We start from the raw sequence: 25,101 nt of genomic DNA, 5'->3' as shown, positions 1-25,101 counted from the left end.
GTGGCGTGAGATCACTGTCCCCTGTTCGGGTGAGCTAGGCGCTAACACCGTCCACGATGCATCCGGAATGCCTGGTTTCAACGCTTCCGCGTCCTACTGTGCAGGCTCAGGCCTGGCGGACGAACCCCGGTCTGTCGGCGGGCGAGGGAGCGGGCGGCGATGATCCAAATCACCGGACTGACCAAGACGTACCGAAGGGGCCATCCCCCGGCGGTGCTGGACCTGACCTTCGAGGCCCGGCCGGGGACGGTCACCACGCTGCTGGGGGACGAGGGGGCGGGCAAGTCCACTGCCTTCCGGCTGATGGTGGAGCTCGAACGCGGCCGCGGCCTGGCCCTGTTCGGCGGCCGCACCTACCGGCGGATCCGGCGTCCGGAGCGGGAGATCGGCGTCCTGGTCCCGTCCGGCAGGCCGGAGGCCGGGCACCCCGGCCAGCGGGCCCGGGCGCACCTGCGGATGTTGGCGGGGGCGGTCGGCGTCCCGGTGCGGCGGGCCGACGACCTGTTGGAGCAGGTCCGTCTGGCTCCCGTCGCCGACCACCGGATCGGCACCTTCTCGCCCGGCATGCACCGTCGGCTCGCCCTGGCCGCCGCCCTGCTCGGCGATCCCACGACGCTGCTCCTGGACGCCCCGACCGAGGGCCTTTCGCCGCGCAGTGAGGAGTGGCTGCACGGCTACCTGCGGTCCTTCGCGCTGACGGGCGGCACCGTGCTGATGTCCACCCGCAGCCCGGAGGAGGCCGCAGCGCTCGCCGACCGGGTGGTCACCCTGGACGCCGGTCGACTGGCCGCCGACCAGCCCGTGGTGGAGTTCCGCCGCACCCGGCTGCACCCCGAAGTCCTGGTCCGCGGCCCGCAGATGGCCCGCCTCGCGGACCTGCTGGTCGCCCAGGGCGCGCAGGTCCGGCGGGAGGGCGGAGCCGGTCTCGCGGTGAGCGGCATCGGCCGCACCGAGATCGGTGAACTCGCCTACCGCAACGGCGTCCTGCTGCACGAGCTGGCCGACCGGGTGGTGCAGCGCCCGATCTCGTTCCCGGCCGCTCTGCCCAGCGGCTCGGGCCGCTCCGGAGAGGTCGTGATCCGGACGGTCCGTCAGAACACCGGTGAGCGGCCCCGGATCGCCCCCGCCCCTGGAACCGGCCCTGTTCCCGCCCTCGGCCCGGCAGCAGCCCCGGCCCCGGCCTCCGACACCCCGAGGCCCGCCACCGTCGGCCGCCCGGCCGCCGCACCCGACGCCGAGCGCCGGACCGGCGAGCACCGCACCCTCGACCACCGCGGCCTGCAGACCGGTCGCTGGGCTGCCGCCGCCCTCGTCCCCGACCCGCCCGCGCCACCCGCCCCGTCCGCTCCGGCAGAGGCCCCCGTCGACCTCATCCGCCGGACGCCTCGGGGTGCCTCCCCACTTCGCCGGGTGCCCCTCGAGCGGTCGGTCGCACCCGCCGAACCCGCGCCGGTCGCGCCCACGCCGATCGTGCTCGACGCCGAGCAGTTGGCCGCCAACCCGACCGACGCGGAGCTGCTGACTCCCGCCCGGATCACCGGAGTTGGTCACGCCTCGGCTCCCGGACGGGCCGCCGGACGAACACCCGCGCAGCCGCAGCCGCAGCCGCAGCCGCAGTCGCAGCAGCAGGCGCAGCCGGAGCCGGTGCCGGAGCAGGGGCGGTCGCATGTGCGTCTCCGGCCGGTCCATGCCGCGGAGTTGCGTTCGGCGGGCCAGGCCAGGCCGGTCGGGCCGGCGGTGGGTCGGACGCAGGTGGTGGCGGGCGAGAGCGGGGCGAGTCCGGTGCGCAGGCGCGCCGTCGGCGACGAGAACGGGAGTGAGTGAGACCGTGCGGTTGGTGGTTTGTGAGGTGCGTCGGCTGCGCGGGGTGCGCTCCACGTGGGTGGTGGTCGCGGCGGCGGTGCTGCTGAACGCGGCGCTGGCGGCGGTGGCGGTCCAGCGTTTCCCGGCAGGGAAGTTGGCGGTGCCGGGGGCGATGCGCGCGATGGCCGGCGTGGTCCCGTGGCTGCCGCTCCCGCTGACCGCGCTGGCCGCGGCGGCGCTCGGCGCGCTGGCGTACAGCAACGAGATGCGCTGGCCGGGCCTGGCCGCGTCCCGGGTGCGCCTGGGACGCCGGCTCGGTGCGCTGGCCGCGAAGCTGGTGGTGGTCGGGGCGGCAGCGGTCCTGCTGGCGGTGCTGACGCTGGTGGTGAACGCCCTGCTGGTCCGGTTCGCGCTGCCCGGCACGGTGGACCCCTCGACGGTGTTCGCACAGCCGCGCCCCGCGGATCTGGCGGCCCTCCCGGGCCTGGCGCCCGCCCCGGCGGCGGGTCCGTTCGCGGTGGGCGGGATCGGTCGCCCGCTCCCGGCGTACCTGGCGCTGGTGGTGGCCGGCGGCTGGGCCGGCCTGCTGCTGGCGGCGTTGGTGCGCAGTGCCGTCGTGGGGTTCCTGCTCACCTGCGCGACGCCCGCTCTGCTGGAGCCCACCGCCGGTCTGCTGCTGCACCACTTCGGCCGGAACTGGCCGCTCTGGGTGGGGGAGTTGCTGCCCTTCCAGTACGGCCTGAACCTGGTCCACGAGGCCACCGACCGGACGGCGGCGGCACTGGACAGAGTGGTCGTCGTCGCCCTGCTGGCCCCGGCCGCCCTGTTGGTGCTGGCCGTACTGGCGGCCCAGCTCCGCCGCCGCGCACTGTAGTGATCCCCGCAGCCCCGGACCCCGGCGTGCCTGCGCACCGCAAGCACCGCAAGCACCTCACGCATCGCAGGCACCTTCCGCAAGCACCTCACGCACCGCAGGCACCTCCCCCAGGCGCCTCGCACACCGCGGAATTCGGTGACCGGCGCTGACGGTGCGACAAGCTCCGCCGACCCGGCGTCAACCCTCACGCCGGGGCCGTGAAGCGCGGTCCTGAACCGTCGCCGAATTCGGGTCGGGATGAAGCCGGGATGACCGATATGCGCATTTCTGGCTGATAAGAAGTCAATTATCCAGACACTGCCGATCACCCTTTCGTGTGCTTTTCAGGAGAATGCTCAAGACGGCTCCGCCGATCGCCGACAAAGGATGGCGTGAGTACCCTTGCGCACCCCACCGTGACCGCCGCTCGCCAGGCCGAGTCGATCTCCGCCTCCGAGCTGGACCGCTTCCCGTACGCCGACCGCCCGATGCCACCCGCCCCCCGCTGGGAGGGGGCGGAGAACGAACTCGCCCGGGCCGGTCGGAAGACCACCAGCAGCCGCGGCCGCGGCCTGCACGGCCAGCTGGTCCAGCAGCTCGGCCAGATGATCGTCTCCGGCGACCTGGGCGCCGACCGCCCGCTGGTGCCGGAGGAGATCGGCCAGCGCTTCGAGGTCTCCCGCACCGTGGTGCGCGAGTCGCTCCGGGTGCTGGAGGCCAAGGGCCTGGTCTCGGCCCGGCCGAACGTCGGCACCCGGGTCCGTCCGGTCAGCGACTGGAACCTGCTGGACCCGGACATCATCGAGTGGCGCGCCTTCGGCCCGCAGCGCGACGAGCAGCGCCGCGAGCTGTTCGAGCTGCGCTGGGCGATCGAGCCGCTGGCCGCCCGTCTCGCCGCCGGCCACGGCCGGGAGGACGTCCAGCACCGGCTGGTCGAGCTGACCGAGATCATGAGCCAGGCCGGCAGCCAGGGCGACCTGGTCAGCTACGCCCGCGCCGACGCCGAGCTGCACGGCCTGGTGCTGCAGATGGCGGGGAACCGGATGCTGGAGCACCTGTCCGGGATCGTGGCCGGCGCGCTCCAGGTGTCCGGCGGTTCCGGCACCACCTGCGAGCGCCCGTCCGAGTCGGCGGTCGGCCTGCACACCCGGCTGGTCGACGCGCTCGGCACCGGTGACGGCACCGCCGCCGAGGCCGCCGTCCGCGCGCTGCTCACCGTCCACCCGGACGTCGAGCACGCCGTCCCCGCCCCGCGGGAGCACTGAGCGGTCCAGCCCAGCCCGTTCCGAACGGATGGCCCTTCTGCTGCTCCACCCGCAGCCGGGGGGCCATCGGCGTGTCGCGTCCCACACAGTTGCCCGCGCCACACCCGTCGCCCACCCGGGCCGACCCGAGCGGAGAGGCTCGAGCTGGCCCGAGCGGACCCGCCCGGGCCGGGCGCGGACCGGCTAGTGAGCGGCCGCAGAGGCCCCGAAAGGCCGATGGCGGGCGGATGGCGGGCCGGTGGCAGATCGGCCCGCGAGCCGGTCGGCGATAGGCCGCCCGGGGCAGCCCGTACCGGCCGCCGGGTGGTGTGACGGGCGCCACGACGGGCATGCGTAACACTTGAGTGGCGGCAGCGATGTGTACGGAGCGGAAGCAGCTCCGGAATACCACCACAGACCAGACGGCTGTGTTGGTGCGCGGCGCTGCTGCCGTCCTGCAGACCCCGGTCACCGTCCAGCCACCCGAGTTCCTCGGGCGGTCGGTGCGGGATCGTCCACTCATCGTCCGAGAGGTTGTTCGTGTCGGCCAGCACATCCCGTTCGCTTCCCCCCGAGATCGCCGAGTCCGCGGCACTGCTGGCGCTCATCGAGCGGGGCAAGGCCCAGGGGCAGATCGCCGGTGACGACGTGCGCCACGCGTTCGAGGCGGACCAGATCCCGGTCACCAAGTGGAAGAACGTCATGCGCAGCCTCAACCAGGTGCTGATTGAGGAGGGGGTGGAGCTGATGGTCAGCGCGGCCGAGCCGGCCGGCGCCAAGCGCAAGAGCGTCGCGGCCAAGAGCACCACCAAGCGCACCGCGACCAAGGCGGTCACCACCCGCACGCCGGTCGCCCAGACCAAGCCCCCGGTGCGGATCGCCCCCAACGCGACCGTGTCCCCGTCGGTGGCCGTGGCCGCCGCCGTGACGACCGGTGAGGTCACCGTCGTCGAGACCATCGGTCTCGCCGAGGCCCGGACGGCTGCCAAGAAGGCCGCTCCGGCGAAGAAGGCGGTGGCCAAGAAGGCCGCCGCTCCCGCGAAGAAGACCGCCGCCAAGAAGACCGCGGCCGGCAAGCCCGGCGCCAAGGGCGACGAGGACATGGTCGGCGAGGAGGAGCTCCTCGAAGACGTGGCCCTGCCCGGCGACGGCAAGGAAGAGGGCCCCGAGGAGGAGTCGGACCAGGGCTTCGTGCTCTCCGACGACGACGAGGACGACGCTCCGGCGCAGCAGGTCGCGGTGGCCGGCGCCACCGCCGACCCGGTCAAGGACTACCTGAAGCAGATCGGCAAGGTCCCGCTGCTCAACGCCGAGCAGGAGGTCGAGCTCGCCAAGCGCATCGAGGCCGGCCTGTTCGCCGAGGACAAGCTGAGCCAGGCCGACAAGCTCGCCCCGAAGCTCAAGCGCGAGCTGGAGATCATCGCCGAGGACGGCCGCCGCGCCAAGAACCACCTGCTGGAGGCCAACCTCCGCCTGGTGGTCTCGCTGGCCAAGCGCTACACCGGCCGCGGCATGCTGTTCCTGGACCTGATCCAGGAGGGCAACCTCGGTCTGATCCGTGCGGTCGAGAAGTTCGACTACACCAAGGGCTACAAGTTCTCCACCTACGCGACCTGGTGGATCCGGCAGGCGATCACCCGCGCCATGGCCGACCAGGCCCGCACCATCCGCATCCCGGTGCACATGGTCGAGGTCATCAACAAGCTCGCCCGCGTGCAGCGCCAGATGCTCCAGGACCTGGGCCGCGAGCCCACCCCGGAGGAGCTGGCCAAGGAACTCGACATGACCCCGGAGAAGGTCATCGAGGTCCAGAAGTACGGCCGCGAGCCGATCTCGCTGCACACCCCGCTCGGCGAGGACGGCGACAGCGAGTTCGGTGACCTGATCGAGGACTCCGAGGCGGTCGTCCCGGCCGACGCGGTCTCCTTCACCCTGCTCCAGGAGCAGCTGCACTCGGTGCTGGACACCCTGTCCGAGCGCGAGGCGGGCGTGGTCTCGATGCGCTTCGGCCTGACCGACGGTCAGCCGAAGACGCTGGACGAGATCGGCAAGGTCTACGGCGTGACGCGCGAGCGCATCCGTCAGATCGAGTCGAAGACCATGTCGAAGCTGCGCCACCCGTCGCGTTCCCAGGTGCTGCGCGACTACCTGGACTGATCCTCCGTCAGCCCGAGTCACCTGGACGGGCCCCTTCGCCACCGGCGGAGGGGCCCGTTCGCATGTCCGGGCGTCGCCCGATGGAGTGGCCGGTGCGCGCATGCGCGGCACGTTGGGTGATCGGATGACTACGCTGGGCAGGTTGTCGCACTCCGACCGGTGCAACGTCCCACGCCTGCCCGCCGAACCCCTGGAGAACCGGTGCCCATCCTGGACCCGTCCGCGCCTCGGCTCCGCCGCCGGGCGGTCGCGCTCGTCGCCGTGGCCGCCCTGCCCGTCCCGCTGATCGCGCTGGGTGCGGCCGGCCAGGCCGTCGCGCAGCGGCGGATCGTCGGGGGGACGGGCGCGAGCACCGGTGACCATCCGTGGATGGTGGCGCTGTCCAGCCGTCCGCAGTTCGGCTCGGCCCGTTCGGGGCAGTTCTGCGGTGGGGCGCTGGTCACTCCGACCAAGGTGGTGACGGCCGCGCACTGCTTCTACGACGAGAGCACCGGTCGGCCGACCCAGCGGCCCTCGCTGCGGGTGATCGTCGGTCGGGACGACCTCCGGGGCAGCGCGGGGCGGGAGGTGGCGGTCAGCGGGGTGTGGATCGAGCCGAACTACAGCTTCGCCGCGAACAGCCGCGATGTGGCGGTGCTCACGCTGGCCGAGCCGCAGAACGACCGGCAGGTGCTGGAGATGGTGGCTCCGGGCGAGAGCCGGCCGTACGCGGCGGGCACGCCGGCGACGGTGTTCGGCTGGGGCGACACCCGGGGCACCGGCAACTACTCGAACACGCTCCGGCAGGTGACGGTGCCGATCATCTCGGACGCCGACTGCGGGCACGCCTACCCGGGCGGCCGGGACAGCGCGTACGACGCGCGCAGCATGGTGTGCGCGGGGGAGGAGCGCGGCGGCCGGGACGCCTGCCAGGGCGACAGCGGCGGCCCACTGGTGGTGGGCGGGCGGTTGGCCGGTCTGGTCTCCTGGGGGGCGGGCTGCGCGGAGGCCGAGCACCCCGGGGTGTACACCCGGATCTCGGCGGTGGCGGAGTCCGTGCAGAACGTGCTGTGACGTGCCCGACACGACCTGCCGCGGCGGCCGGGAAAACGCCACGGCCGGGCGGCCCACCCCGAAGGGTGGGCCGCCCGGCCGCTCAGGCAGCTCGGGGTTCGAGCGGGAGCGTCAGCGCTCGCTCTCGGCAGCCGTTGCCGCGGTGCCGGAGAGGCGGTCGCTCTCGTCGTGTATCTCCACGGCGATCTTCTTGAGCTCGGGCTCGAACTTACGCCCGTGGTGGGCGCAGAACAGCAGCTCTCCGCCGCTGGAAAGGACGACGCGCAGGTAGGCCTGAGCGCCGCAACGGTCGCAGCGGTCTGCCGCGGTGAGCGGGCTCGCAGGGGTCAGAACAGTAGTCACGTCGCCTCTTCTCTAGCTCGACGAGCTGTGTACCAGGATCAACATCCAACCAGGTCGAATTCGTTCCCGCTCGTGGCTTTTCTCTTTGAGGATTCTGCTGTCTCGTTGATGAGGGCGTGCCCCGGGCACCGGTGGTTCATGCGTACCGATTCCGATGGTCTGCCAATCACCTCGAACGCCCGATCGGGCCGGGGTGCGAGGTCCGCGTAGCATAATCCTCCGCTGGGTTGGAGCATAAGCCCCGTCCCGGACCCCGTTTGACCGCATCACAGCAGCTCCGCCGCCCTCTCCGGCCGCCCCGGTCCGCCAGGACCCGTGGTGTCGGCAGGAGATGGCAGGGTGGGGGCCGCGTCCGCGGTGGGAGTCGTGTTCGCGCAGCGCGTACAAGGCGCGCGGGCCTCGGCGGCCGAAGTCTCAGTTGCTGAGAGCATGCGGGGTGTCCGTCAACATCATGGAGGAGTGCAGAGCGTGAGTGGAGAAAAGACCGTCCCGTCCTCTCTGGTGACCGGTGAGGGCGGGTCCGACTACACCGCGCGGCATCTGCTCGTCCTCGAGGGGCTGGAGGCGGTCCGCAAGCGGCCGGGCATGTACATCGGGTCGACCGACAGTCGCGGTCTGATGCACTGCCTGTGGGAGATCATCGACAACTCGGTGGACGAGGCCCTCGGCGGCTTCTGCGACCACATCGATGTGCTGCTGCACCAGGACGGCTCGGTCGAGGTGCGGGACAACGGCCGCGGCATCCCGGTGGACGTGGAGCCCAAGACCGGGCTGTCCGGCGTCGAGGTGGTGATGACCAAGCTGCACGCGGGCGGCAAGTTCGGCGGCGGCTCGTACGCGGCCTCCGGCGGTCTGCACGGCGTCGGCGCCTCGGTGGTGAACGCGCTGTCCGCCCGGCTGGACGTCGAGGTGGACCGGTCCGGCACCACGCACGCGATCAGCTTCCGGCGCGGCACCCCCGGCGCGTTCGCCGAGGACGGCCCGGACGGGAAGTTCACGGCCGGCAGCGGCCTGACCAAGAAGGGCCGGTTCGCCAAGACCCGCACCGGCACCCGGATCCGCTACTGGGCGGACCGGCAGATCTTCCTCAAGGACGCCAAGCTCTCGCTGGAGTCGCTGCACGCCCGGGCCCGGCAGACCGCCTTCCTGGTGCCCGGCCTGACCATCGTGGTCCGTGACGAGCGGCTGACCGAGAGCGAGCAGGTCCAGGAGGAGACCTTCCGTTTCGACGGCGGCATCAGCGAGTTCTGCGAGTTCCTCGCTCCCGACCGCCCGGTCTCCGACGTGCTGCGGCTGCGCGGCGAGGGCACCTTCAAGGAGACCGTCCCGGTGCTCGACGAGCTCGGGCACATGACCCCGACCGAGGTCACCCGGGAGCTCGGGGTGGACATCGCGCTGCGCTGGGGCGCCGGTTACGACAGCACGCTGCGGTCCTTCGTCAACATCATCGCCACCCCGAAGGGCGGCACCCACGTCAACGGCTTCGAGCGGCAGCTCGCCAAGACCGTCAACGAGGTGCTGCGGTCCAGCAAGCTGCTGCGGGTCGCCGAGGACGACATCACCAAGGACGACGCGCTGGAGGGCCTGACCGCGGTGGTCACCGTCCGGCTGGCCGAGCCGCAGTTCGAGGGGCAGACCAAGGAGGTGCTGGGCACCTCGGCGGCAAACCGGATCGTGGCGGCGGTGGTGGCCAAGGAGTTGAAGAACTTCCTGACCTCCGCGAAGAAGGACGAGAAGCTCCAGGCCCGGGCCGTGCTGGAGAAGGTCGTCGCCGCCGCCCGGACCCGGGTCGCCGCCCGGCAGCACAAGGAGGCGCAGCGCCGGAAGACCGCGCTGGAGACCTCCTCGCTGCCCGCCAAGCTGGCCGACTGCCGCAGCGACGACGTGGACCGCAGCGAACTGTTCATCGTCGAGGGCGACTCGGCGCTGGGCACCGCCAAGCTGGCCCGCAACTCCGAGTTCCAGGCGCTGCTGCCGATCCGCGGCAAGATCCTGAACGTCCAGAAGGCCTCGGTGAGCGACATGCTCAAGAACGCCGAGTGCGCGGCGATCATCCAGGTCATAGGAGCAGGCTCCGGCCGCACCTTCGACATCGACCAGGCCCGGTACGGCAAGGTCATCTTCATGGCCGACGCCGACGTCGACGGCTCGCACATCCGCACCCTGCTGCTGACGCTGTTCCACCGCTACATGCGGCCGATGGTCGAGCAGGGCCGGGTGTTCGCCGCGGTGCCGCCGCTGCACCGGATCGAACTGACCAACCCCAAGCGCGGCCAGGAGAAGTACCACTACACCTACTCGGACGCCGAACTGCGGCGCACCCTGCTGGAGTTCCAGGGCAAGGGGCTGCGCTGGAAGGACCCGATCCAGCGCTACAAGGGGCTCGGCGAGATGGACGCCGACCAGTTGGCGGAGACCACCGTGGACCCGCGGCACCGGATCCTGCGCCGGATCAACCTGGGCGACCTGGAGTCCGCGGAGAAGACCTTCGACCTGCTGATGGGCAACGACGTCGCGCCGCGGCGGGAGTTCATCGTGGACTCGGCGGCCACCCTGGACCGCTCCCGGATCGACGCCTGAGCGAGCCGCGCGGAAGGGCTCTCCACCCACGGGTGGAGAGCCCTTCCGGCTTCGGGTTCCACCCTCGCTCCGAGGAGTCGGCGGCCGGTTCTCCGTAGCGTTCGGGGTGTCGAAAGAACCCCGTCCAGGAGGCACCCGAAATGACCGCCCTGTCCAACGTCCTGATCGCCGTCGCCGTGATCGTCCTGGTGGTGGGCCGGCAGCTGCGGGCCCGTCGGCTGGACACCGAGCGTCGGTTCTGGCTGCTGCCGGTGATCCTCGCCGCGGTGGCGCTGCGCGACCCGGTGCTGATCGACCCGGCCCACAAGGGCGCCGCCGCGCTGATCCTGGCCGGTTCGCTGGTCACCACGCTCGGCATGGGGTGCGCCTGGGGCTGGACCATGCGGATCTGGCGCGACGGTGACGGCGCGCTGTGGACCCAGGGTTCCACCGCCACCGTGTTCGCCTGGATCGGCGCGATCGCGATCCGGATCGGCTGGTACGCGCTGGGCACCGCGCTGCACGTCCACCAGTCCACCAGCGTGCTGATGCTGTCGCTCGGCCTGCTGCTGCTGGTCCGCTCGTCGGTCGTCGGCTGGCGGGCCCACCGGCTGGACGACAAGCACGCCCTGGCCGCCTGACGGAGCGTCAGCACCGTGCCGCCGACCCCCATCGGGTGCCGGCGGCACCGGCATTGCGAGAGGATCATCCGGTGAGCACCCTGGAACGCTGGACCCGTTGGCCGGCCGGAGACGTCCCGATCCGGGAGAGCCGCTCGCGGGCCCGGATGGCGCTGTGGTTGTTCGGCCGGATCGCCCTGCTGTCGACGGTGGCCTTCGGCACCTTCGCCGAACAGCACTACACGGGCTGGCGGCTGCTGCCGCCGATCCTCTGGATCGCCTCCGCCGCCGGGCTGTTCACCGGCTGGTACGTCACCTGCCGGGCGAGGAGGCTGTGGCCCGCACTGGCCTGCGCGGCCGGGCTGCTGGTGTTCGCCGAACTGGCCGACGAGGGCGGGGCCAGGACCCTGGCCTCGGTGATCTGGTGCGGCCTCGCGGTGCTCGCGGTGATCCGGCTGCCGCTGGCCGCGGGCCTGGCCACCGCCGCTGCGGCGCTGGTCGGTTACGGCCTGCGGTCGGGCGACTCGCTGCTGGTGATGCTGGCCGTGGCGGGCGGGCTCGGGCTGCTCGGCTACCTGCTGCGGCTGGACAGCCAGGCCCGGTCCGCGCAGCGCGCCCTGCTGGCGCAGGAGCGGGCCGCGCAGGTGGCCCGGGCGGAGTCCGCGGCGCTCGCCGAACGGGCCAGGATCGCCCGGGAGATCCACGACGTGCTGGCGCACAGCCTGTCCGCGCAGCTGGTGCACCTGGAGGCGGCCCGGCTGATGCTGGACGCCGGCGCCGAGCGCGCCGAGATCCGTGAACGGGTGGTCGCCGCCCGGCGGATGGCCCAGGACGGCCTGGCCGAGACCCGGCAGGCGCTGTCCGCGCTGCGCGGCGAGTTCGCCCCCGTCGCCGAGTTCGTGGCCGAGCTGGCCACCCAGTCCGGGGCCGAGCTGACGGTGGACGGGGTGCCCCGGCCGGTGCCCGCGGAGGCCGGGCTGGCGGTGCGCCGCACCGCGCAGGAGGCGCTGACCAACGCCCGCAAGCACGCGCCGGGCGGCCGGGTCGCGGTCCGGCTCGGCTACCTGGACGGCGCGGTGGAGCTGACGGTGCGCAACTCGGGCGCCCCGCGCGGGGCGGACCCGATGCTGGGGGACAGCGGAAGCGGGTACGGTCTGCTCGGGATGCGCGAACGCGCGGAGTTGCTCGGCGGCGAACTGCTGGCGGGCCCCGAGGACGGAGGGTGGCGCGTGCTGCTGCGGGTGCCGGCGTGACGGGTTCGGAGATGACGGGCGGGCCGATCCGGGTGGTGGTCGCCGACGACCAGACCGTGGTCCGCGAAGGCATCGTGATGCTGCTCGGCCTGCTGCCGGGCATCACGGTGGTCGGCTCGGCGGCGGACGGCGAGGAGGCGGTGCGGCTGGTCGCCGAACACGCCCCCGACGTGGTGCTGATGGACCTGCGGATGCCGCGCTGCGACGGGGTGGAGGCCACCCGCCGGGTCCGTGCCGAGCACCCGGGCACCGAGGTGGTGGTGCTCACCACGTACGCCGACGACGACTCGCTGTTCTCCGCGCTGCAGGCCGGGGCGCGGGGCTTCCTGACCAAGGACGCCGGCGCGGAGGAGATCGCCCGCGCGGTGGCGGACGTCCGCTCGGGTGCGGCCGGGCTCTCCCCGCAGGTCCAACTGCGGCTGCTGGAGCGGCTGTCGGGCGCGCCGGCGGCCGCCGAGCCGGCGCAGCCCGTCGCGGAACCGGGGCCGGCGGTGGCCGCCGCGCCCGCGAAGCCCGAGGCCGGGCGGCCGGTTCGGGCGGCGCTGCCGGACGGGTTGACCCAGCGGGAGGCCGAGGTGCTGGCGCTGATCGCGTCCGGGCTGTCCAACGCGGAGATCGCCGAGAGGTTGTTCGTCAGCCCCGCCACGGTGAAAACCCATATCAACAACCTGTTTGCCAAGACGGCGGTCAGGGACCGGGCGCAAGCCGTCGCATACGCCTTCAAGCATGGAATTTCGGAAAGTTGGTAGGCGTACAGCACTGTTGATTGCTGGGGAGAACGTTTCTCCACGGGTTTCGTTGTGTGGTTTGTGACACTCCATCATGGTTCGGTCGGAGTGACCGAAATGATGAGGTGTCGGCAAAGTGGCGCAGCAGGAGAGAGTCGACTGGTGGGTCGGGGCGCCCCCCCAGCCCCGGGTGGTGGCGCCGCGGCGCAGCGTGGAAGCGGAAGCGGCGCCGCCGGAGGACCGGATCGGCGGCGCGGTGTACCGGAAGGTCCAGGAGAGCGAGGCCTTCCGGGAGATCCGGCGGGGCTACCGCTCGTTCGTGTTCCCGGCCTGCGCCGGTTTCCTGGCCTGGTACCTGCTGTTCGTGACGGCCGAGGCGTTCATGCCCGACCTGCTGGGCCGCCGGATCGCCGGGCCGCTGAACGTGGCCTGGGCGCTCGGCCTCGGCCAGTTCGCCTCGACCTTCCTGCTCACCTGGCTCTACGCCCGTAATGCCCGCACCAAGCGCGATCGAGCCGCCCTCGAACTGCGCTGGGACACCCAGGACCAGCTGCGATGACTGCTCACCACCCCAACCACGGCCTCGCCGTCGCCCTGTTCGCCGTCGTCGTCGCGGTGACGCTGACCATCACGGTCTGGGTCGGCCGCCGCGGCCACGCCGCCGAGGACTTCTTCGCCGGCGGACGCGACTTCTCCCCGTTGCAGAACGGTTTCGCGCTGTCCGGCGACTACCTGTCGGCCGCCTCCTTCCTCGGCGTGACCGGCCTGATCGCGCTGTACGGCTACGACGGCGTGCTCTACAGCATCGGCTTCCTGGTCGCCTGGCTGGTCGTGCTGATGCTGGTGTCCGAACTGGTCCGCAACGCGGGCCGGTACACGCTGGCCGACGTGCTGGCGCTGCGGATGCGCCAGCGGCCGGTGCGGGCCGCGGCCGGTCTGTCGTCGATGGTCGTCACGCTGATGTACCTGATCGCGCAGATGGTCGGCGCGGGCAGCCTGGTCGCCCTGCTGCTGGGCACCAACAGCGGTGCCGCCAAGGCATGGACCATCATCGCGGTCGGCGCCCTGATGATCGTCTACGTGACGGTCGGCGGGATGCGCGCCACCACCTGGATCCAGATCGTCAAGGCCTTCCTGCTGGTGGGCGGCTCGGTGCTGCTCACGGTGCTGGTGGTGGCCCGCTTCCACGGCGACCTGGGCGCGCTGATGGAGACCGCCGCACGGCGCAGCGGTGCGGGCGAGGCGTACCTGCGGCCGGGCCTCAACTACGGCTCCAGCGCCCTCGACCGGCTGGACTTCGTCAGCCTCGGCCTGGCGCTGGTGCTCGGCACCGGCGGCCTGCCGCACATCCTCAGCCGGTTCTACACGGTGCCGACCGCGCGGGCCGCCCGGCGCTCCACGATGTGGGCGATCGGCCTGATCGGTTCCTTCTACCTGATGGCGATCGTGCTCGGGCTCGGCGCGGGCGCGGTGGTCGGCGGGCACGACCTCCGGGTGTCCAACTCGGCGGGCAACACGGCGGTGCCGCTGCTCGCCCTGGACCTCGGCGGCGGCGACGGCTCCACCTGGGGCCTGCTGCTGTTCGCGGTGATCTCGGCGATCGCGTTCGCCACCATCCTGGCGGTGGTCGCCGGACTCACCCTGGCCTCCTCCGCGGCCTTCGCCCACGACCTGTACGCCCGGGCCTGGCGGCGGGAGGGCGGCCGGCAGGTGTCCGAGCGCGAGGAGGTGATCGCGGCCCGGGTCTCCGCCGTGGTGATCGGCGGCCTCGCGATCGTGCTCAGCCTGTACGCGCAGCGCCTGAACGTCGCCTTCCTGGTCGGCCTGGCCTTCGCGGTGGCCGCCTCGGCGAACCTGCCGACGCTGCTGTACTCGCTGTTCTGGAAGCGCTTCTCCACCCGCGGCGCGGTCTGGTCGGTGTACGGCGGCCTGATCCCGGCGGTGGTGCTGGTGCTGTTCTCGCCGGTCGTCTCCGGGTCGAAGACCTCGGTGCTGCCCGGCATGGACTTCCACTGGTTCCCGCTGGAGAACCCCGGCCTGGTCTCCATCCCGCTCGGCTTCCTGGCCGGCGCGATCGGCACCTGGCTGGACCGGGAGCCCGCCGACGAGGACGGCTACGCCGAGCTGGAGGTGCGCGCCCTGACCGGCGCCGGAGCCGCCTGACGGAGCGTCGCAGGACGGGCCCCGCACCGGGTGGTGCGGGGCCCGTCCCGTTCATCCGGCGAGGGCCTCAAGGGCGGTGACGTCCATCCGGGACGGGGTGCCCGGGGCCTTGCCGCAGCTCTCGGGCCGGGGCGGCTCGCTCGCGGACTCCGCCACGGTCGCCCGCCAGCGGCGGCCGTCGGTGTGCGCCACCTCGACCGTCCAGCCGTCGCCGTCCGGGACCTGACGCATGGTCAGCGCATCGGCGGCGGCCTCCCCGGTCAGTTCGCGGACGGCCTGCTCGGCGGCCTGGGACGGGCGGGGCCAGTACGAGCGGCCGCGCGAGTGGGCGGGAGTGGTGTGGCCGGCGGCGGTGGCGGCCAGCACCTCCTTGGCGGACTCCGCGGTGAGCCGGCCGTACGCGTAGCCGTGCGGCAGCACCAGCATGGTGGGGGAGAAGCGGTGGCCGCCGAGGTGGGTGACCTCCCAGACCTCGCTGTGGCCGGCGGAGGCCAGGTCGGCGGCGAGCGGGCGGCCGAGCAGCGCGCAGCAGCGGTCGCGTCGGCCGTTGGTGCACACCAGGGCGATCGGGCCGCCGACGTGCTCGGCGCCGAAGCCGTCGTGGCGGCCCGCGCCGAGGGCGGCGAAGTCGAGGTCGAGCAGCGCGGCGGGGGAGTCCAGGCGGGCCCGGCGCACCCACGGGTCGGCGGGCGAGGTGTGCGCGATCAGCACCTCGTGCCGGGCTGCGGTGTCGGTGTCGGCGTGCCGGCCGGGTCGGCGGATCAGCGCGATCCGGACCCCGGTGCCTTCGACCGCCCGGTCCAGCGCGGCCCCGAGTTCGGGGTCGAGGTGGCTGGCCGTGAGCGCCTGGGCGCCCCACGGGCCGGGCTGTTCGAGCAGCAGCCAGGTGGTGGCGGTGGCCGCGGTGGCGGTCAGCGGCTCGGTCAGTTCGTGCGACAGCGTCGTACAGGTGCTCACCTGCCCCACCCTAGTGCGAGCGGGTTTCCCGGCCACCGAGGGCGGCCCGGCAGGTCGGGCAGCGGGTTCGAGGGGCGGTGAACGGCGGGAGCGGGCGGAGGTCGGCAGACCGCAGGAGTGGCCGGACGGTGCAGCCGATCGCGGGCCGGGCGCACCCTGGTCCGGTGGTCCGGCGCGTCGATTCGGGGTGCTGCGTTGCCGGCCCCGCCGGACCCATCGGCCCCGCCGGACCCATCGGCCCCGCCGGACCCGCCGATGGCAGGTCGGTTGGCGTCGGGCTGGATCCCGCCGTGCCACGCCAAGCCGCCCTCACCGCTGACCCTCGCCCGCGAGACCTCCGGCCGGTGCGGCAGTGAACGTCGTCGCGCCGACTCGCCGATCCGGTCGGTGGCCCGGAACATGCGGAGCGGCGGGGACTCTCCCAGGAAAGTCCCCGCCGCTCCGACCGGCTGACGCACTGTCAGGCGGGTCTCACATCCGGCCGCCGACCGCGGCGATCTGCGCCGACACCGGGGTGCCGGAGCCGTCGCGGCGCGGGTCGCGCTCCGGGAGGGTGACGGGCTGGCCGTTGGCGGTGGCGCCCAGGGCGGGCACCGGGCCGACCCAGGCGAACGCCAGGCCGTCCTCACCGCGCAGGAAGCGCTGGCAGCGGACGCCGCCGGTGGCCCGGCCCTTGCGCGGGTACTGGTCGAACGGGGTGAGCTTCCAGCTGGTCTGCTGCTCGCCGTCCAGCGTGCCGGTGGCGGCGGCCACCGAGAGCACCACCGCGTCCTCGGCGGGGTCGACGGCGGTGAAGGACAGCACCCGGGCACCGTCGGCCAGCTTGATGCCGGCCATGCCGCCGGCCGGGCGGCCCTGCGGGCGGACCTGGCCCGCCGGGTAGCGCAGCAGCTGGGCGTCGGAGGTGAGGAAGACCAGGTCCTCCTCGCCGGTGCGCAGCTCGATCGCGCCGATCACGGTGTCGCCGTCCTTGAGCGCGATCACCTCGAACTCGTCCTTGTTGGCGGGCCATTCGGGCACCACCCGCTTGACCGTGCCCTGCACGGTGCCGAGCGCCAGGCCCGGCGAGGACTCGTCCAGCGTGGTCAGCGCGAGGGCCTTCTCGTCCGCCTCCAGCCGGAGGAACTCGGAGACCGCGGCGCCGCCGGACAGCGCGCTGGTGCCCGGGGGCAGCGCCGGCAGGTCGATCACCGGCAGGCGCAGCACCCGGCCTGCCGTGGTGACCACGCCGACGTCGCCGCGGGCGGTGGCGGGGACGGCGGAGGCCAGCACGTCGTGCTTGGCCCGGGACGGCTCCTCGGTGACCGGCTCCAGGTCGAAGGTGCGGGCGAGCAGGCCGGTGGAGGACAGCAGCACCCGGCACGGGTCGTCGGCGACCTCCAGCGGCACCGACAGCGCGGCCGACGGCACCGATCCGGCCTCCAGCAGCACGGTGCGCCGCTCGGTGCCGAACTGCTTGGCCACCGCGCCGAGTTCGGAGGACACCACGGAACGCAGCCTGGTGTCGGACTCCAGGATCTCGGTCAGCTCGGCGATCTCCTTGAGCAGCTTGGCCTGCTCGGCCTCCAGCTCGACCCGGTCGAAGCGGGTGAGCCGGCGCAGCGGGGTGTCCAGGATGTACGCGGTCTGCGTCTCGGAGATGCCGAAGCGCTCCATCAGGCGTTCCTTGGCCTGGGCCGCGTCGTCGCTGCTGCGGATGAGCGCGATCACCTCGTCGATGTCGACCAGGGCGATCAGCAGGCCCTCGACCAGGTGCAGCCGGTCCTGGCGCTTGCGGCGGCGGAAGTCGCTGCGGCGCTTGACCACCGTGAAGCGGTGGTCGACGTAGACCTCCAGCAGCTCCTTCAGACCGAGCGTCAGCGGCTGGCCGTCCACCAGCGCCACGTTGTTGATGCCGAAGGTCTCCTCCATCGGCGTCAACTTGTACAGCTGCTCCAGCAGTGCCTCGGGGACGAACCCGTTCTTCACCTCGATGACGAGGCGCAGGCCGTGCTCGCGGTCGGTGAGGTCCTTGACGTCGGCGATGCCCTGGAGCTTCTTCGCGTTGACCAGGTCCTTGATCTTCGCGATCACCTTCTCCGGGCCGACCGTGTACGGCAGTTCGGTGACCACGATGCCCTTGCGGCGGGCGGTGACGTTCTCGATCGTGGTGGTGGCGCGGATCTTGAAGGTGCCGCGGCCGGACTCGTACGCGTCGCGGATGCCGGACAGGCCGACGATCCGGCCGCCGGTCGGCAGGTCGGGACCCGGGACGAACCGCATCAGGGTTTCCAGGTCCGCGTTCGGGTGCTTGATCAGGTGCCGGGCGGCGGCCACCACCTCGGACAGGTTGTGCGGCGGCATGTTGGTGGCCATGCCGACCGCGATGCCGGTGGCGCCGTTGACCAGCAGGTTCGGGTACGCCGAGGGGAGCACCTGGGGCTCCTGCTCGGAGCCGTCGTAGTTCGGGCCGAAGTCGACGGTGTCCTCGTGGATCGACTCCACCATGGACATCGAGGCCGCCGTCAGCCGGGACTCGGTGTAGCGCATCGCGGCCGGCGGGTCGTCGTTGCCGAGCGAACCGAAGTTGCCGTGACCGTCGATCAGCGGCAGCCGCATCGAGAACGGCTGCGCCAGGCGCACCACGGCGTCGTAGATCGAGGCGTCGCCGTGCGGGTGCAGCCGGCCCATCACCTCGCCGACCAGGCGCGCGCACTTGACGTGGCCGCGCTCCGGGCGCAGGCCCATCTCGTTGGCCTGGTACAGGATCCGGCGGTGCACCGGCTTCAGGCCGTCGCGGGCGTCCGGCAGGGCCCGGGAGTAGATCACCGAGTAGGCGTACTCCAGGAACGATCCCTGCATCTCGTCCACGACATCGACATCGAGGATGCGCTCCTCGAAGTCACCGGGCGGCGGGGTGGGCGAACTGCGGCGGGCCATCGCTGCGGGGCTCCCTTGCGGTACTGGGGTGGGCGGGCGGACGCGGGCGTGAACGCCCCCCATTGTGGACCCTCGGTGGGACACCGCCTGTCACCCGGGCCGCTTCCGCCACCGGCGAACGCGCCTGCCACCCGGACACCTGACGGCGGCTCGGTGCGTTGCACCACAATGGGGGACGTCACAAGCCCCCGGCCCGGACACTCCGGAACCGACGACGGGAAGGACCCCCGCATGGCCAACCCCGGCCCCGCCAGCGGCCTCGCCATCACCGAACACCGCCTGGCCAACGGCCTGCGCGTCGTGCTCTCCGAGGACCACCTCACTCCGGTCACGGCCGTGTGCCTGTGGTACGACGTGGGCTCCCGGCACGAGGTGAAGGGGCGCACCGGACTCGCCCACCTCTTCGAGCACCTGATGTTCCAGGGTTCGGCGAACGTCTCCAACAACGGGCACTTCGAACTGGTCCAGGGCGCCGGCGGCTCGCTCAACGGCACCACCAGCTTCGAGCGCACCAACTACTTCGAGACCATGCCCGCGCACCAACTGGAGCTCGCGCTCTGGCTGGAGGCCGACCGGATGGGCTCGCTGCTGGCCGCCCTGGACGACACGTCCATGGAGAACCAGCGCGACGTGGTGAAGAACGAGCGCCGCCAGCGCTACGACAACGTGCCCTACGGCACCGCGTTCGAGAAGCTCACCGCGCTGTCCTTCCCCGGCGAGCACCCCTACCACCACACCCCGATCGGCTCGATGGCCGACCTGGACGCCGCCACGCTGGAGGACGCCCGGGCGTTCTTCCGCACCTACTACGCGCCCAACAACGCGGTGCTGTCGATCGTCGGCGACCTCGACCCCGAGCAGACCATCGCCTGGGTGGAGAAGTACTTCGGCTCCATCCCCGGCCACGACGGCAAGCAGCCGCCGCGCGACGGCTCGCTGCCCGAGACCATGGACGCCGAGGCCCGCGAGCTGGTCCTGGAGGACGTCCCGTCCCGCGCGCTGATGGCCGCCTACCGGCTGCCGCACGACGGCACCCGGCAGGCCGACGCCGCCGACCTGGCGCTCACCATCCTGGGCAGCGGCGAGTCCTCCCGGCTGTACAACCGGCTGGTCCGCCGCGACCGCACCGCCGTCGCAGCCGGCTTCGGCCTGCTGCGGCTGGCCGGCGCGCCCTCGCTGGGCTGGCTGGACGTCAAGGCCGGCGCCGGCGCCACGCTGGAGCAGATCGAGACCGCCGTCGACGAGGAGCTCGCCCGGTTCGCCGCCGAGGGCCCCACCGCCGAGGAACTCGAGCGCGCCCAGGCGCAGATCGAGCGCGAGTGGCTGGACCGGCTCGCCACGGTGGCCGGCCGCGCCGACGAACTCTGCCGCTACGCCGTGCTGTTCGGCGACCCGAAGCTGGTGAACGAGGCACTCCCGAAGGTCCTCGACGTCACCGCCGAGGAGGTCCGCGAGGTGGCCGCCGCCCGGCTGCGCCCCGACAACCGGGCGGTGCTGGTGTACGAGCCGACCCCCGACGACAGCACCGACGACGACAGCTCCGAGAACGAGGAGGCGGCGGCGTGAGCGACACCCCCGCGAAGTACACCCCGGCGATGGACTTCCACCCGCAGCCGCAGCCCGGCACCCCCACCCCGTGGGCGTTCCCGGCGCCGGAACGGCTCACCCTGGCCAACGGCCTGACGGTGCTGCACTGCCACCGGCCCGGCCAGCAGCTGGTCGCCGTCGACGTGGTGCTGGACGCGCCGCTGGCCGCCGAGCCCGAGGGCCTGGACGGCGTCGCCTCGATCCTGTCCCGGGCGATCTCCGAGGGCACCGACACGCTCACCGCCGAGGAGTTCGCGGCCGAGCTGGAGCGGGCCGGCGCCACCCTGGACACCCACGCCGACCACCCGGCGCTGCGGGTCTCGCTGGAGGTCCCGGCCTCCCGGCTGGAGCGCGGCCTCACCCTGCTGGGAGACGCCCTGCGGGTCCCGGCGCTGCCCACGGAGGAGATCGAGCGGCTGGTCGCCAACCGCCTCGACGAGATCGTCCATGAGCAGGCCAACCCGTCCCGGCGGGCCGCCAAGGCGCTGTACGCCGCGTTGTTCGCCGACGACGACCGGCTGTCCCGGCCGCGGGCCGGCTCCACCGACAGCGTCAAGCGGATCGACCGGGACGCGGTGAAGGCGTTCTACGACGCCCACCTGCGCCCGTCCACCGCCACCGCGGTGGTGGTCGGCGACCTCACCGGCGTCGACCTGGTCGCGCTGCTGGAGTCCACCCTCGGCCGGTGGACCGGCGAGAGCGTCGAGCCGTCGGTGCACGGCCCGGTGGTCGCCGACGACACCGGCCGGGTGGTCATCGTCGACCGGCCCGGCTCGGTGCAGACCCAGCTGCTGATCGGCCGGATCGGCCCGGACCGGCACGACCCGGAGTGGGCCGCGCAGGTCCTCGGCATCTACTGCCTCGGCGGCACGCTCACCTCCCGGCTCGACCGGGTGCTGCGCGAGGAGAAGGGCTACACGTACGGCGTCCGGGCGTTCGCCCAGCCGCTGCGCTCCGCCGCCGACGGCTCCGGCCGCGGGCTGCTGGCGATCAGCGGCTCGGTGGACACCGAGTCCACCGCGCCCGCGCTGCAGGACACCTGGACCATCCTGCGCACGCTGGCCGCCGAGGGCCTCACCGACGCCGAGCGCGAGGAGGCCGTGCAGTTCCTGGTCGGCGTCGCGCCGCTGAAGTACGAGACGGCCGGATCGGTCGCCGCCACCCTGGCCGACCAGGTCGAGCAGTACCTGCCCGACACCTACCAGGCCGAGTTCTACCGGCAGCTGGCCGAGCTCGACACCGACGCGGCCGCCCGCGCCGTGATCGCCGCCTTCCCGCCGGACCGGCTGGTCACCGTGCTGGTCGGCGACGCCTCGGTGATCGCCGAGCCGGTCAAGGCGCTCGGCATCGGCGACGTCACGGTCATCGCCAACTGACCGCGCTGCTCACGAGGGTCCGACGGGGCGTCAGCTCCGCCGGGCCCTCGGCGTTTTAATCGATTGCACGGCCGTCGCCGGGTGTGGGTAGATGTCCCCGGCCGAGCGAGAGACGCGCGGTCGCGACGAATGCGGAAGGAGGCGGTCACCATGCGGGTCGAGCCACGACGCTCCCCGAGGCTGCCCTTCCGTTGTTCGTACCGAACTGCCTGAGCAGTCGCCGCGCGGCACCGTCTGCCGCCCGCGGTCCCGCCCTGCCGGGCCGCCCCCGATCTTCCCCGCCGCCGCACCGGGCGTCTTCGTGCGGCACCCTGGAAAACAGCGACCCAGGAGGTCGAATCACCATGTCGTACACCGAGATCCCCGGCGTCCGGGTGCCGATCCGGATGTGGGCCGACCCGGCCACCGTCGAGGGCCAGGCCATGCAGCAGCTGCGCAACATCAGCACCCTGCCCTGGCTGCGCGGCCTCGCCGTGATGCCGGACGTCCACCTGGGCAAGGGCGCCACCGTCGGCTCCGTCATCGCCATGAACGGCGCGGTCTGCCCGGCCGCGGTCGGCGTCGACATCGGCTGCGGAATGACGGCCGTCAAGTCCTCGCTGACCGCGAAGGACCTGCCGGACGACCTGTCGCACCTGCGCCACCGGATCGAGCAGGCCATCCCCGTCGGCCGCGGTCTGCACAAGGACCCGATCGACCCGGGCAAGCTGCCCGGCCGGTCCACCGCCGGCTGGGACGACTTCTGGCAGCGCTTCGACGACATCGCCCCCGACGTGCGGTGGCGGCGCGAGCGGGCCGCCCTGCAGATGGCGACGCTCGGTTCCGGCAACCACTTCATCGAGCTCTGCCTGGACGACGACGGCGCGGTCTGGCTGATGCTGCACTCCGGCTCGCGGAACATCGGCAAGGAGCTCGCCGAGCACCACATGACGATCGCCCGCTCGCTGCCGCACAACCAGGGCCTGATCGACCGCGACCTCGCGGTCTTCATCGCCGACACCCCGCAGATGGCCGCCTACCGCTCCGACCTGTTCTGGGCGCAGGAGTACGCCAAGCACAACCGGGCGCTGATGATGGCCCTGTTCCAGGACGCGGTCCGCCGCGAACTGCCGAAGGCCGGGGCCACCTTCGGCGAGATGATCTCCTGCCACCACAACTACGTCGCCGAGGAGCGCTACGACGGCGTCGACCTGCTGGTCACCCGCAAGGGCGCGATCCGGGCCGGCTCCGGCGAGTACGGGATCATCCCCGGCTCCATGGGCACCGGCTCGTACATCGTGAAGGGCCTCGGAAACGCGGCCTCCTTCAACTCGGCCTCGCACGGCGCCGGCCGCAAGATGAGCCGGACGGCGGCGAAGAAGCGCTTCACCACCGCGGACCTCGTCCAGCAGACCGCGGGCGTCGAGTGCCGCAAGGACGCCGGCGTGGTCGACGAGATCCCGGGTGCGTACAAGCAGATCGAGAAGGTCATGGCCCAGCAGCAGGACCTGGTCGAGGTGGTCGCCCACCTCAAGCAGGTGATCTGCGTCAAGGGCTGACGCAGCGTCAGAACCCTGGTGGTGCCTGGAAGCCGGGCGCCACCAGGCCGGACTCGTACGCGATCACCACCGCGTGCGTCCGGTTCTGCGCGCCGAGCTTGGTCAACACGTTCCCGACGTGCGTCTTCGCCGTCTCGGTGCTCACCGTGAGCACCTCGGCGATCTCCGGGTTGGACAGGCCGGTGGCCATCAGCCGCAGCACCTCCTCCTCCCGCGCCGTCAGTGCGGCCCGCGGCAGTGCCTCGGCCGAACCGCGCGGGCGGGCGGTCACCATCCGGCGCAGCGCCGCCGGGAACAGGATCGCCTCACCCGCCGCGACCACCCGCACCGCCTCCGCGATCTGCCCGACCGGCAGCCGCTTGAGCACGAAGCCGCTCGCCCCGGCGCCGAGCGCCCCGGTGACGTAGCCGTCGTTCTCGAAGGTGGTGATCATCACGACCTTCGGCGGGTCGGCCGCCCCGGCCAGCAGCTGCCGGGTGGCCTCGATCCCGTCGCAGCGCGGCATCCGGACGTCCATCAGCACCACATCGGGCCGCAACCGCCGGGCCTGCTCGACCGCCTCGACGCCGTCGGCGGCCTCGCCGAGCACCGCGAGGCCCGGCTGCGCGGCGAGCAGGACGCGCAGGCCGCTGCGGGTGATGGCGTCGTCGTCCGCGATCAGCAGGGTGACGGGCCCGCCGGAGCCGGTCACGCCGACCACCGCACGGGCAGCCGGACCGCCAGCCGCCAGCGCTCCGAACCGTCCGGGCCGGCCTCGAACTCGCCGTTCAGCAGCCGGACCCGCTCGGCCAGCCCGGGCAGGCCGTGCCCGGAGGTCGGGAAGGCCCGGGCGCCGACTGCCGTCGCCGCACCGGTCCGGTTCACCACCGCGAGCTCCAACAACTCCCGCCCGGCCGCCACCCGGACCTCGACCGGCCCGCCCGCGCCGTGGCGCAGCGCGTTGGTCAGCCCCTCCTGGAGGATCCGGTACGCCGCCCGGGACAGCGTCCCCTGGAGCCGCGTCAACTCGCCGGACAGCTCCGGCTCCAGCACCGCACCGGCGTGCCCCAGCCGCTCCAGCAGCTCCGGCAGGTCGGCCAGCGTCCGGGCGGGGGCGGTGCCGGGCTGCTCCTCGCGCAGCACGCCCAGCACGTAGTCGAGATCCTCCAGCGCGGCCCGGGCGGACTCCTCGATGCTGCGCAGCGCGGCCCGCGCCGCCACCGGGTCGGCGGCGAGCACCTCGCCGGCCACCGCCGCCTGGATGGTGGTCGCGGTCAGCGTGTGCCCGATCGAGTCGTGCAACTCGTGGGCCAGCCGGTTGCGTTCGGCCAGCCGCCGCTCCCGCTCGGCCGACAGCGCCAGCCGCTCCGCCGCCGAGGGCCCGAGCAGCGGGAGCGCCAGCCGGCGCAGCCCGCCCGACACCGTCGCGCACAGCACCGGGACCAGCAGCAGACAGACCGCGGCGACCACCCAGCTCCAGACGCCGGTCACCTGCACCGACCGGCCGGACCAGCTCAGCCGGGCCTCCCCGCCGAGCCAGTTGCCCGGCAGGCTCACCCCGGCGACGAACAGCAGCAGGCAGCCCAGCCCGCCGATCCAGCCCAGCGCGACCTGCGCCACCAGCCACAGCGGAGTCCGCCAGCGGCCGCCGCCGGCCGGTCCGGCGGGCACCTCCGGCAGCGGCACGGCGAGCAGCCGCCGGGCGCCCACCGTCAGCGCCCGCCGGGTGATCCGGGGCAGGCCGAGTGCGGCGACCAGCGCCGCCCAGAGCAGCACGGTGACCGCCGCGCGGGCCCCGTACGGCGCCGAGCCCCAGACCGTCGCCGGCACCACGGCGATCGGCAGCAGGACGAGGCTCGCCGGCGCGGCGCAGAACGCGAACAGCGCGCCGGAGTACGTGGAGCCGCGCAGCAGCGGCCGAAATCCCCAGGTCATGGGCGCAAGTATGGCCGGGCCGCCGAGGGCGG

Annotated in this window: 19 protein-coding genes; 14 read left to right on the top strand and 5 right to left on the bottom strand. The window is 73.0% G+C overall.

Features of this window, described 5'->3' with window-relative positions; genetic code table 11:
- Positions 1-159 precede the first annotated feature (159 nt).
- The 5 genes from ACI1MP_RS12820 (at position 160) to ACI1MP_RS12800 (ending at position 7,113) form a co-directional block, all read left to right on the top strand.
- On the top strand, positions 160-1,824 hold the full coding sequence (locus ACI1MP_RS12820; RefSeq protein WP_404868706.1) for an ATP-binding cassette domain-containing protein: 1,665 nt from the start codon (positions 160-162) through the stop codon (positions 1,822-1,824).
- Between the two features lie 43 nt (positions 1,825-1,867).
- Positions 1,868-2,677, top strand: a complete 810-nt coding sequence (locus ACI1MP_RS12815) for a hypothetical protein (protein ID WP_404868705.1) — start codon at positions 1,868-1,870, stop codon at positions 2,675-2,677.
- Positions 2,678-3,051: 374 nt separating this feature from the next.
- The gene (locus ACI1MP_RS12810) at positions 3,052-3,924 is read left to right on the top strand and encodes a FadR/GntR family transcriptional regulator (RefSeq protein ID WP_189273865.1); all 873 of its coding nucleotides are present in this window, start codon (positions 3,052-3,054) and stop codon (positions 3,922-3,924) included.
- A gap of 513 nt (positions 3,925-4,437) precedes the next feature.
- A complete protein-coding gene (locus ACI1MP_RS12805; protein WP_083462151.1) occupies positions 4,438-6,060 on the top strand; it encodes an RNA polymerase sigma factor in 1,623 nt (540 codons plus the stop codon).
- A gap of 201 nt (positions 6,061-6,261) precedes the next feature.
- Positions 6,262-7,113: a S1 family peptidase gene (locus ACI1MP_RS12800; RefSeq protein ID WP_380342303.1), complete on the top strand. Its 852-nt coding sequence runs from the start codon at positions 6,262-6,264 to the stop codon at positions 7,111-7,113.
- A 111-nt stretch (positions 7,114-7,224) separates the two neighbouring features.
- Here ACI1MP_RS12800 and ACI1MP_RS12795 read toward each other — a convergent pair whose 3' ends face one another.
- A complete protein-coding gene (locus ACI1MP_RS12795) occupies positions 7,225-7,455 on the bottom strand; it encodes a hypothetical protein (protein WP_100589805.1) in 231 nt (76 codons plus the stop codon).
- Positions 7,456-7,884: 429 nt separating this feature from the next.
- Between ACI1MP_RS12795 and ACI1MP_RS12790 the strand changes: the two genes are divergently transcribed.
- The 6 genes from ACI1MP_RS12790 (at position 7,885) to ACI1MP_RS12765 (ending at position 14,778) form a co-directional block, all read left to right on the top strand.
- A complete protein-coding gene (locus tag ACI1MP_RS12790; protein WP_388000129.1) occupies positions 7,885-10,035 on the top strand; it encodes a type IIA DNA topoisomerase subunit B in 2,151 nt (716 codons plus the stop codon).
- Between the two features lie 140 nt (positions 10,036-10,175).
- A complete protein-coding gene (locus ACI1MP_RS12785; RefSeq protein ID WP_100589807.1) occupies positions 10,176-10,655 on the top strand; it encodes a CcdC protein domain-containing protein in 480 nt (159 codons plus the stop codon).
- A 71-nt stretch (positions 10,656-10,726) separates the two neighbouring features.
- Complete coding sequence (locus tag ACI1MP_RS12780) at positions 10,727-11,887, top strand: sensor histidine kinase (protein ID WP_232734345.1); 1,161 nt, start codon at positions 10,727-10,729, stop codon at positions 11,885-11,887.
- 11 nt (positions 11,888-11,898) lie between these two features.
- Positions 11,899-12,636 carry a response regulator transcription factor gene (locus tag ACI1MP_RS12775; protein ID WP_100589839.1) on the top strand — a complete coding sequence of 246 codons (738 nt, stop codon included), beginning with the start codon at positions 11,899-11,901 and terminating at the stop codon, positions 12,634-12,636.
- A 115-nt stretch (positions 12,637-12,751) separates the two neighbouring features.
- A complete protein-coding gene (locus ACI1MP_RS12770; RefSeq protein ID WP_043909852.1) occupies positions 12,752-13,174 on the top strand; it encodes a DUF485 domain-containing protein in 423 nt (140 codons plus the stop codon).
- Positions 13,171-14,778, top strand: a complete 1,608-nt coding sequence (locus ACI1MP_RS12765) for a cation acetate symporter (RefSeq protein ID WP_100589808.1) — start codon at positions 13,171-13,173, stop codon at positions 14,776-14,778. The genes ACI1MP_RS12770 and ACI1MP_RS12765 overlap by 4 nt, the downstream gene beginning before the upstream one ends.
- A 51-nt stretch (positions 14,779-14,829) precedes the next feature.
- Here ACI1MP_RS12765 and ACI1MP_RS12760 read toward each other — a convergent pair whose 3' ends face one another.
- Together ACI1MP_RS12760 and ACI1MP_RS12755 are read right to left on the bottom strand one after the other, a co-directional pair.
- Positions 14,830-15,735 (bottom strand): sucrase ferredoxin, encoded by a 906-nt coding sequence (locus ACI1MP_RS12760; RefSeq protein WP_404868704.1) that lies wholly within the window; start codon positions 15,733-15,735, stop codon positions 14,830-14,832.
- 471 nt (positions 15,736-16,206) lie between these two features.
- The gene (locus tag ACI1MP_RS12755) at positions 16,207-18,654 is read right to left on the bottom strand and encodes a DNA topoisomerase (ATP-hydrolyzing) subunit A (RefSeq protein ID WP_380342294.1); all 2,448 of its coding nucleotides are present in this window, start codon (positions 18,652-18,654) and stop codon (positions 16,207-16,209) included.
- Between the two features lie 231 nt (positions 18,655-18,885).
- On the opposite strand from ACI1MP_RS12755, the gene ACI1MP_RS12750 reads away from it, so the two are divergent.
- The 3 genes from ACI1MP_RS12750 to ACI1MP_RS12740 all read left to right on the top strand — a co-directional run bounded on the left by ACI1MP_RS12750 (position 18,886) and on the right by ACI1MP_RS12740 (position 23,155).
- The gene (locus tag ACI1MP_RS12750) at positions 18,886-20,220 is read left to right on the top strand and encodes a M16 family metallopeptidase (protein ID WP_380342291.1); all 1,335 of its coding nucleotides are present in this window, start codon (positions 18,886-18,888) and stop codon (positions 20,218-20,220) included.
- A gap of 29 nt (positions 20,221-20,249) precedes the next feature.
- Positions 20,250-21,617, top strand: a complete 1,368-nt coding sequence (locus ACI1MP_RS12745; RefSeq protein WP_380342378.1) for a M16 family metallopeptidase — start codon at positions 20,250-20,252, stop codon at positions 21,615-21,617.
- 344 nt (positions 21,618-21,961) lie between these two features.
- On the top strand, positions 21,962-23,155 hold the full coding sequence (locus ACI1MP_RS12740; RefSeq protein WP_380342288.1) for an RtcB family protein: 1,194 nt from the start codon (positions 21,962-21,964) through the stop codon (positions 23,153-23,155).
- A gap of 7 nt (positions 23,156-23,162) precedes the next feature.
- On the opposite strand, the gene ACI1MP_RS12735 is transcribed toward ACI1MP_RS12740, so the two are convergent.
- Complete coding sequence (locus ACI1MP_RS12735) at positions 23,163-23,846, bottom strand: response regulator (RefSeq protein ID WP_404868703.1); 684 nt, start codon at positions 23,844-23,846, stop codon at positions 23,163-23,165.
- The gene (locus ACI1MP_RS12730) at positions 23,843-25,069 is read right to left on the bottom strand and encodes a sensor histidine kinase (protein ID WP_404868702.1); all 1,227 of its coding nucleotides are present in this window, start codon (positions 25,067-25,069) and stop codon (positions 23,843-23,845) included. The genes ACI1MP_RS12735 and ACI1MP_RS12730 overlap by 4 nt, the downstream gene beginning before the upstream one ends.
- Positions 25,070-25,101 lie beyond the last annotated feature (32 nt).

It is taken from the genome of Kitasatospora griseola (assembly GCF_044999035.1).
Taxonomy (GTDB): domain Bacteria; phylum Actinomycetota; class Actinomycetes; order Streptomycetales; family Streptomycetaceae; genus Kitasatospora; species Kitasatospora griseola.
This window is presented reverse-complemented; position numbering and strand designations above follow the sequence as displayed.

Excerpts from the sequence above, each read along its gene's own strand:
- ACI1MP_RS12820 (WP_404868706.1), top strand. The coding sequence starts at position 160 with ATGATCCAAATCACCGGACTGACCAAGACGTACCGAAGGGGCCATCCC.
- ACI1MP_RS12790 (WP_388000129.1), top strand. The coding sequence starts at position 7,885 with ATGCGGGGTGTCCGTCAACATCATGGAGGAGTGCAGAGCGTGAGTGGA.
- ACI1MP_RS12785 (WP_100589807.1), top strand. The coding sequence starts at position 10,176 with ATGACCGCCCTGTCCAACGTCCTGATCGCCGTCGCCGTGATCGTCCTG.
- ACI1MP_RS12775 (WP_100589839.1), top strand. The coding sequence starts at position 11,899 with ATGACGGGCGGGCCGATCCGGGTGGTGGTCGCCGACGACCAGACCGTG.
- ACI1MP_RS12765 (WP_100589808.1), top strand. The coding sequence starts at position 13,171 with ATGACTGCTCACCACCCCAACCACGGCCTCGCCGTCGCCCTGTTCGCC.
- ACI1MP_RS12755 (WP_380342294.1), bottom strand. The coding sequence starts at position 18,654 with ATGGCCCGCCGCAGTTCGCCCACCCCGCCGCCCGGTGACTTCGAGGAG.
- ACI1MP_RS12750 (WP_380342291.1), top strand. The coding sequence starts at position 18,886 with ATGGCCAACCCCGGCCCCGCCAGCGGCCTCGCCATCACCGAACACCGC.
- ACI1MP_RS12745 (WP_380342378.1), top strand. The coding sequence starts at position 20,250 with ATGGACTTCCACCCGCAGCCGCAGCCCGGCACCCCCACCCCGTGGGCG.
- ACI1MP_RS12740 (WP_380342288.1), top strand. The coding sequence starts at position 21,962 with ATGTCGTACACCGAGATCCCCGGCGTCCGGGTGCCGATCCGGATGTGG.
- ACI1MP_RS12730 (WP_404868702.1), bottom strand. The coding sequence starts at position 25,069 with ATGACCTGGGGATTTCGGCCGCTGCTGCGCGGCTCCACGTACTCCGGC.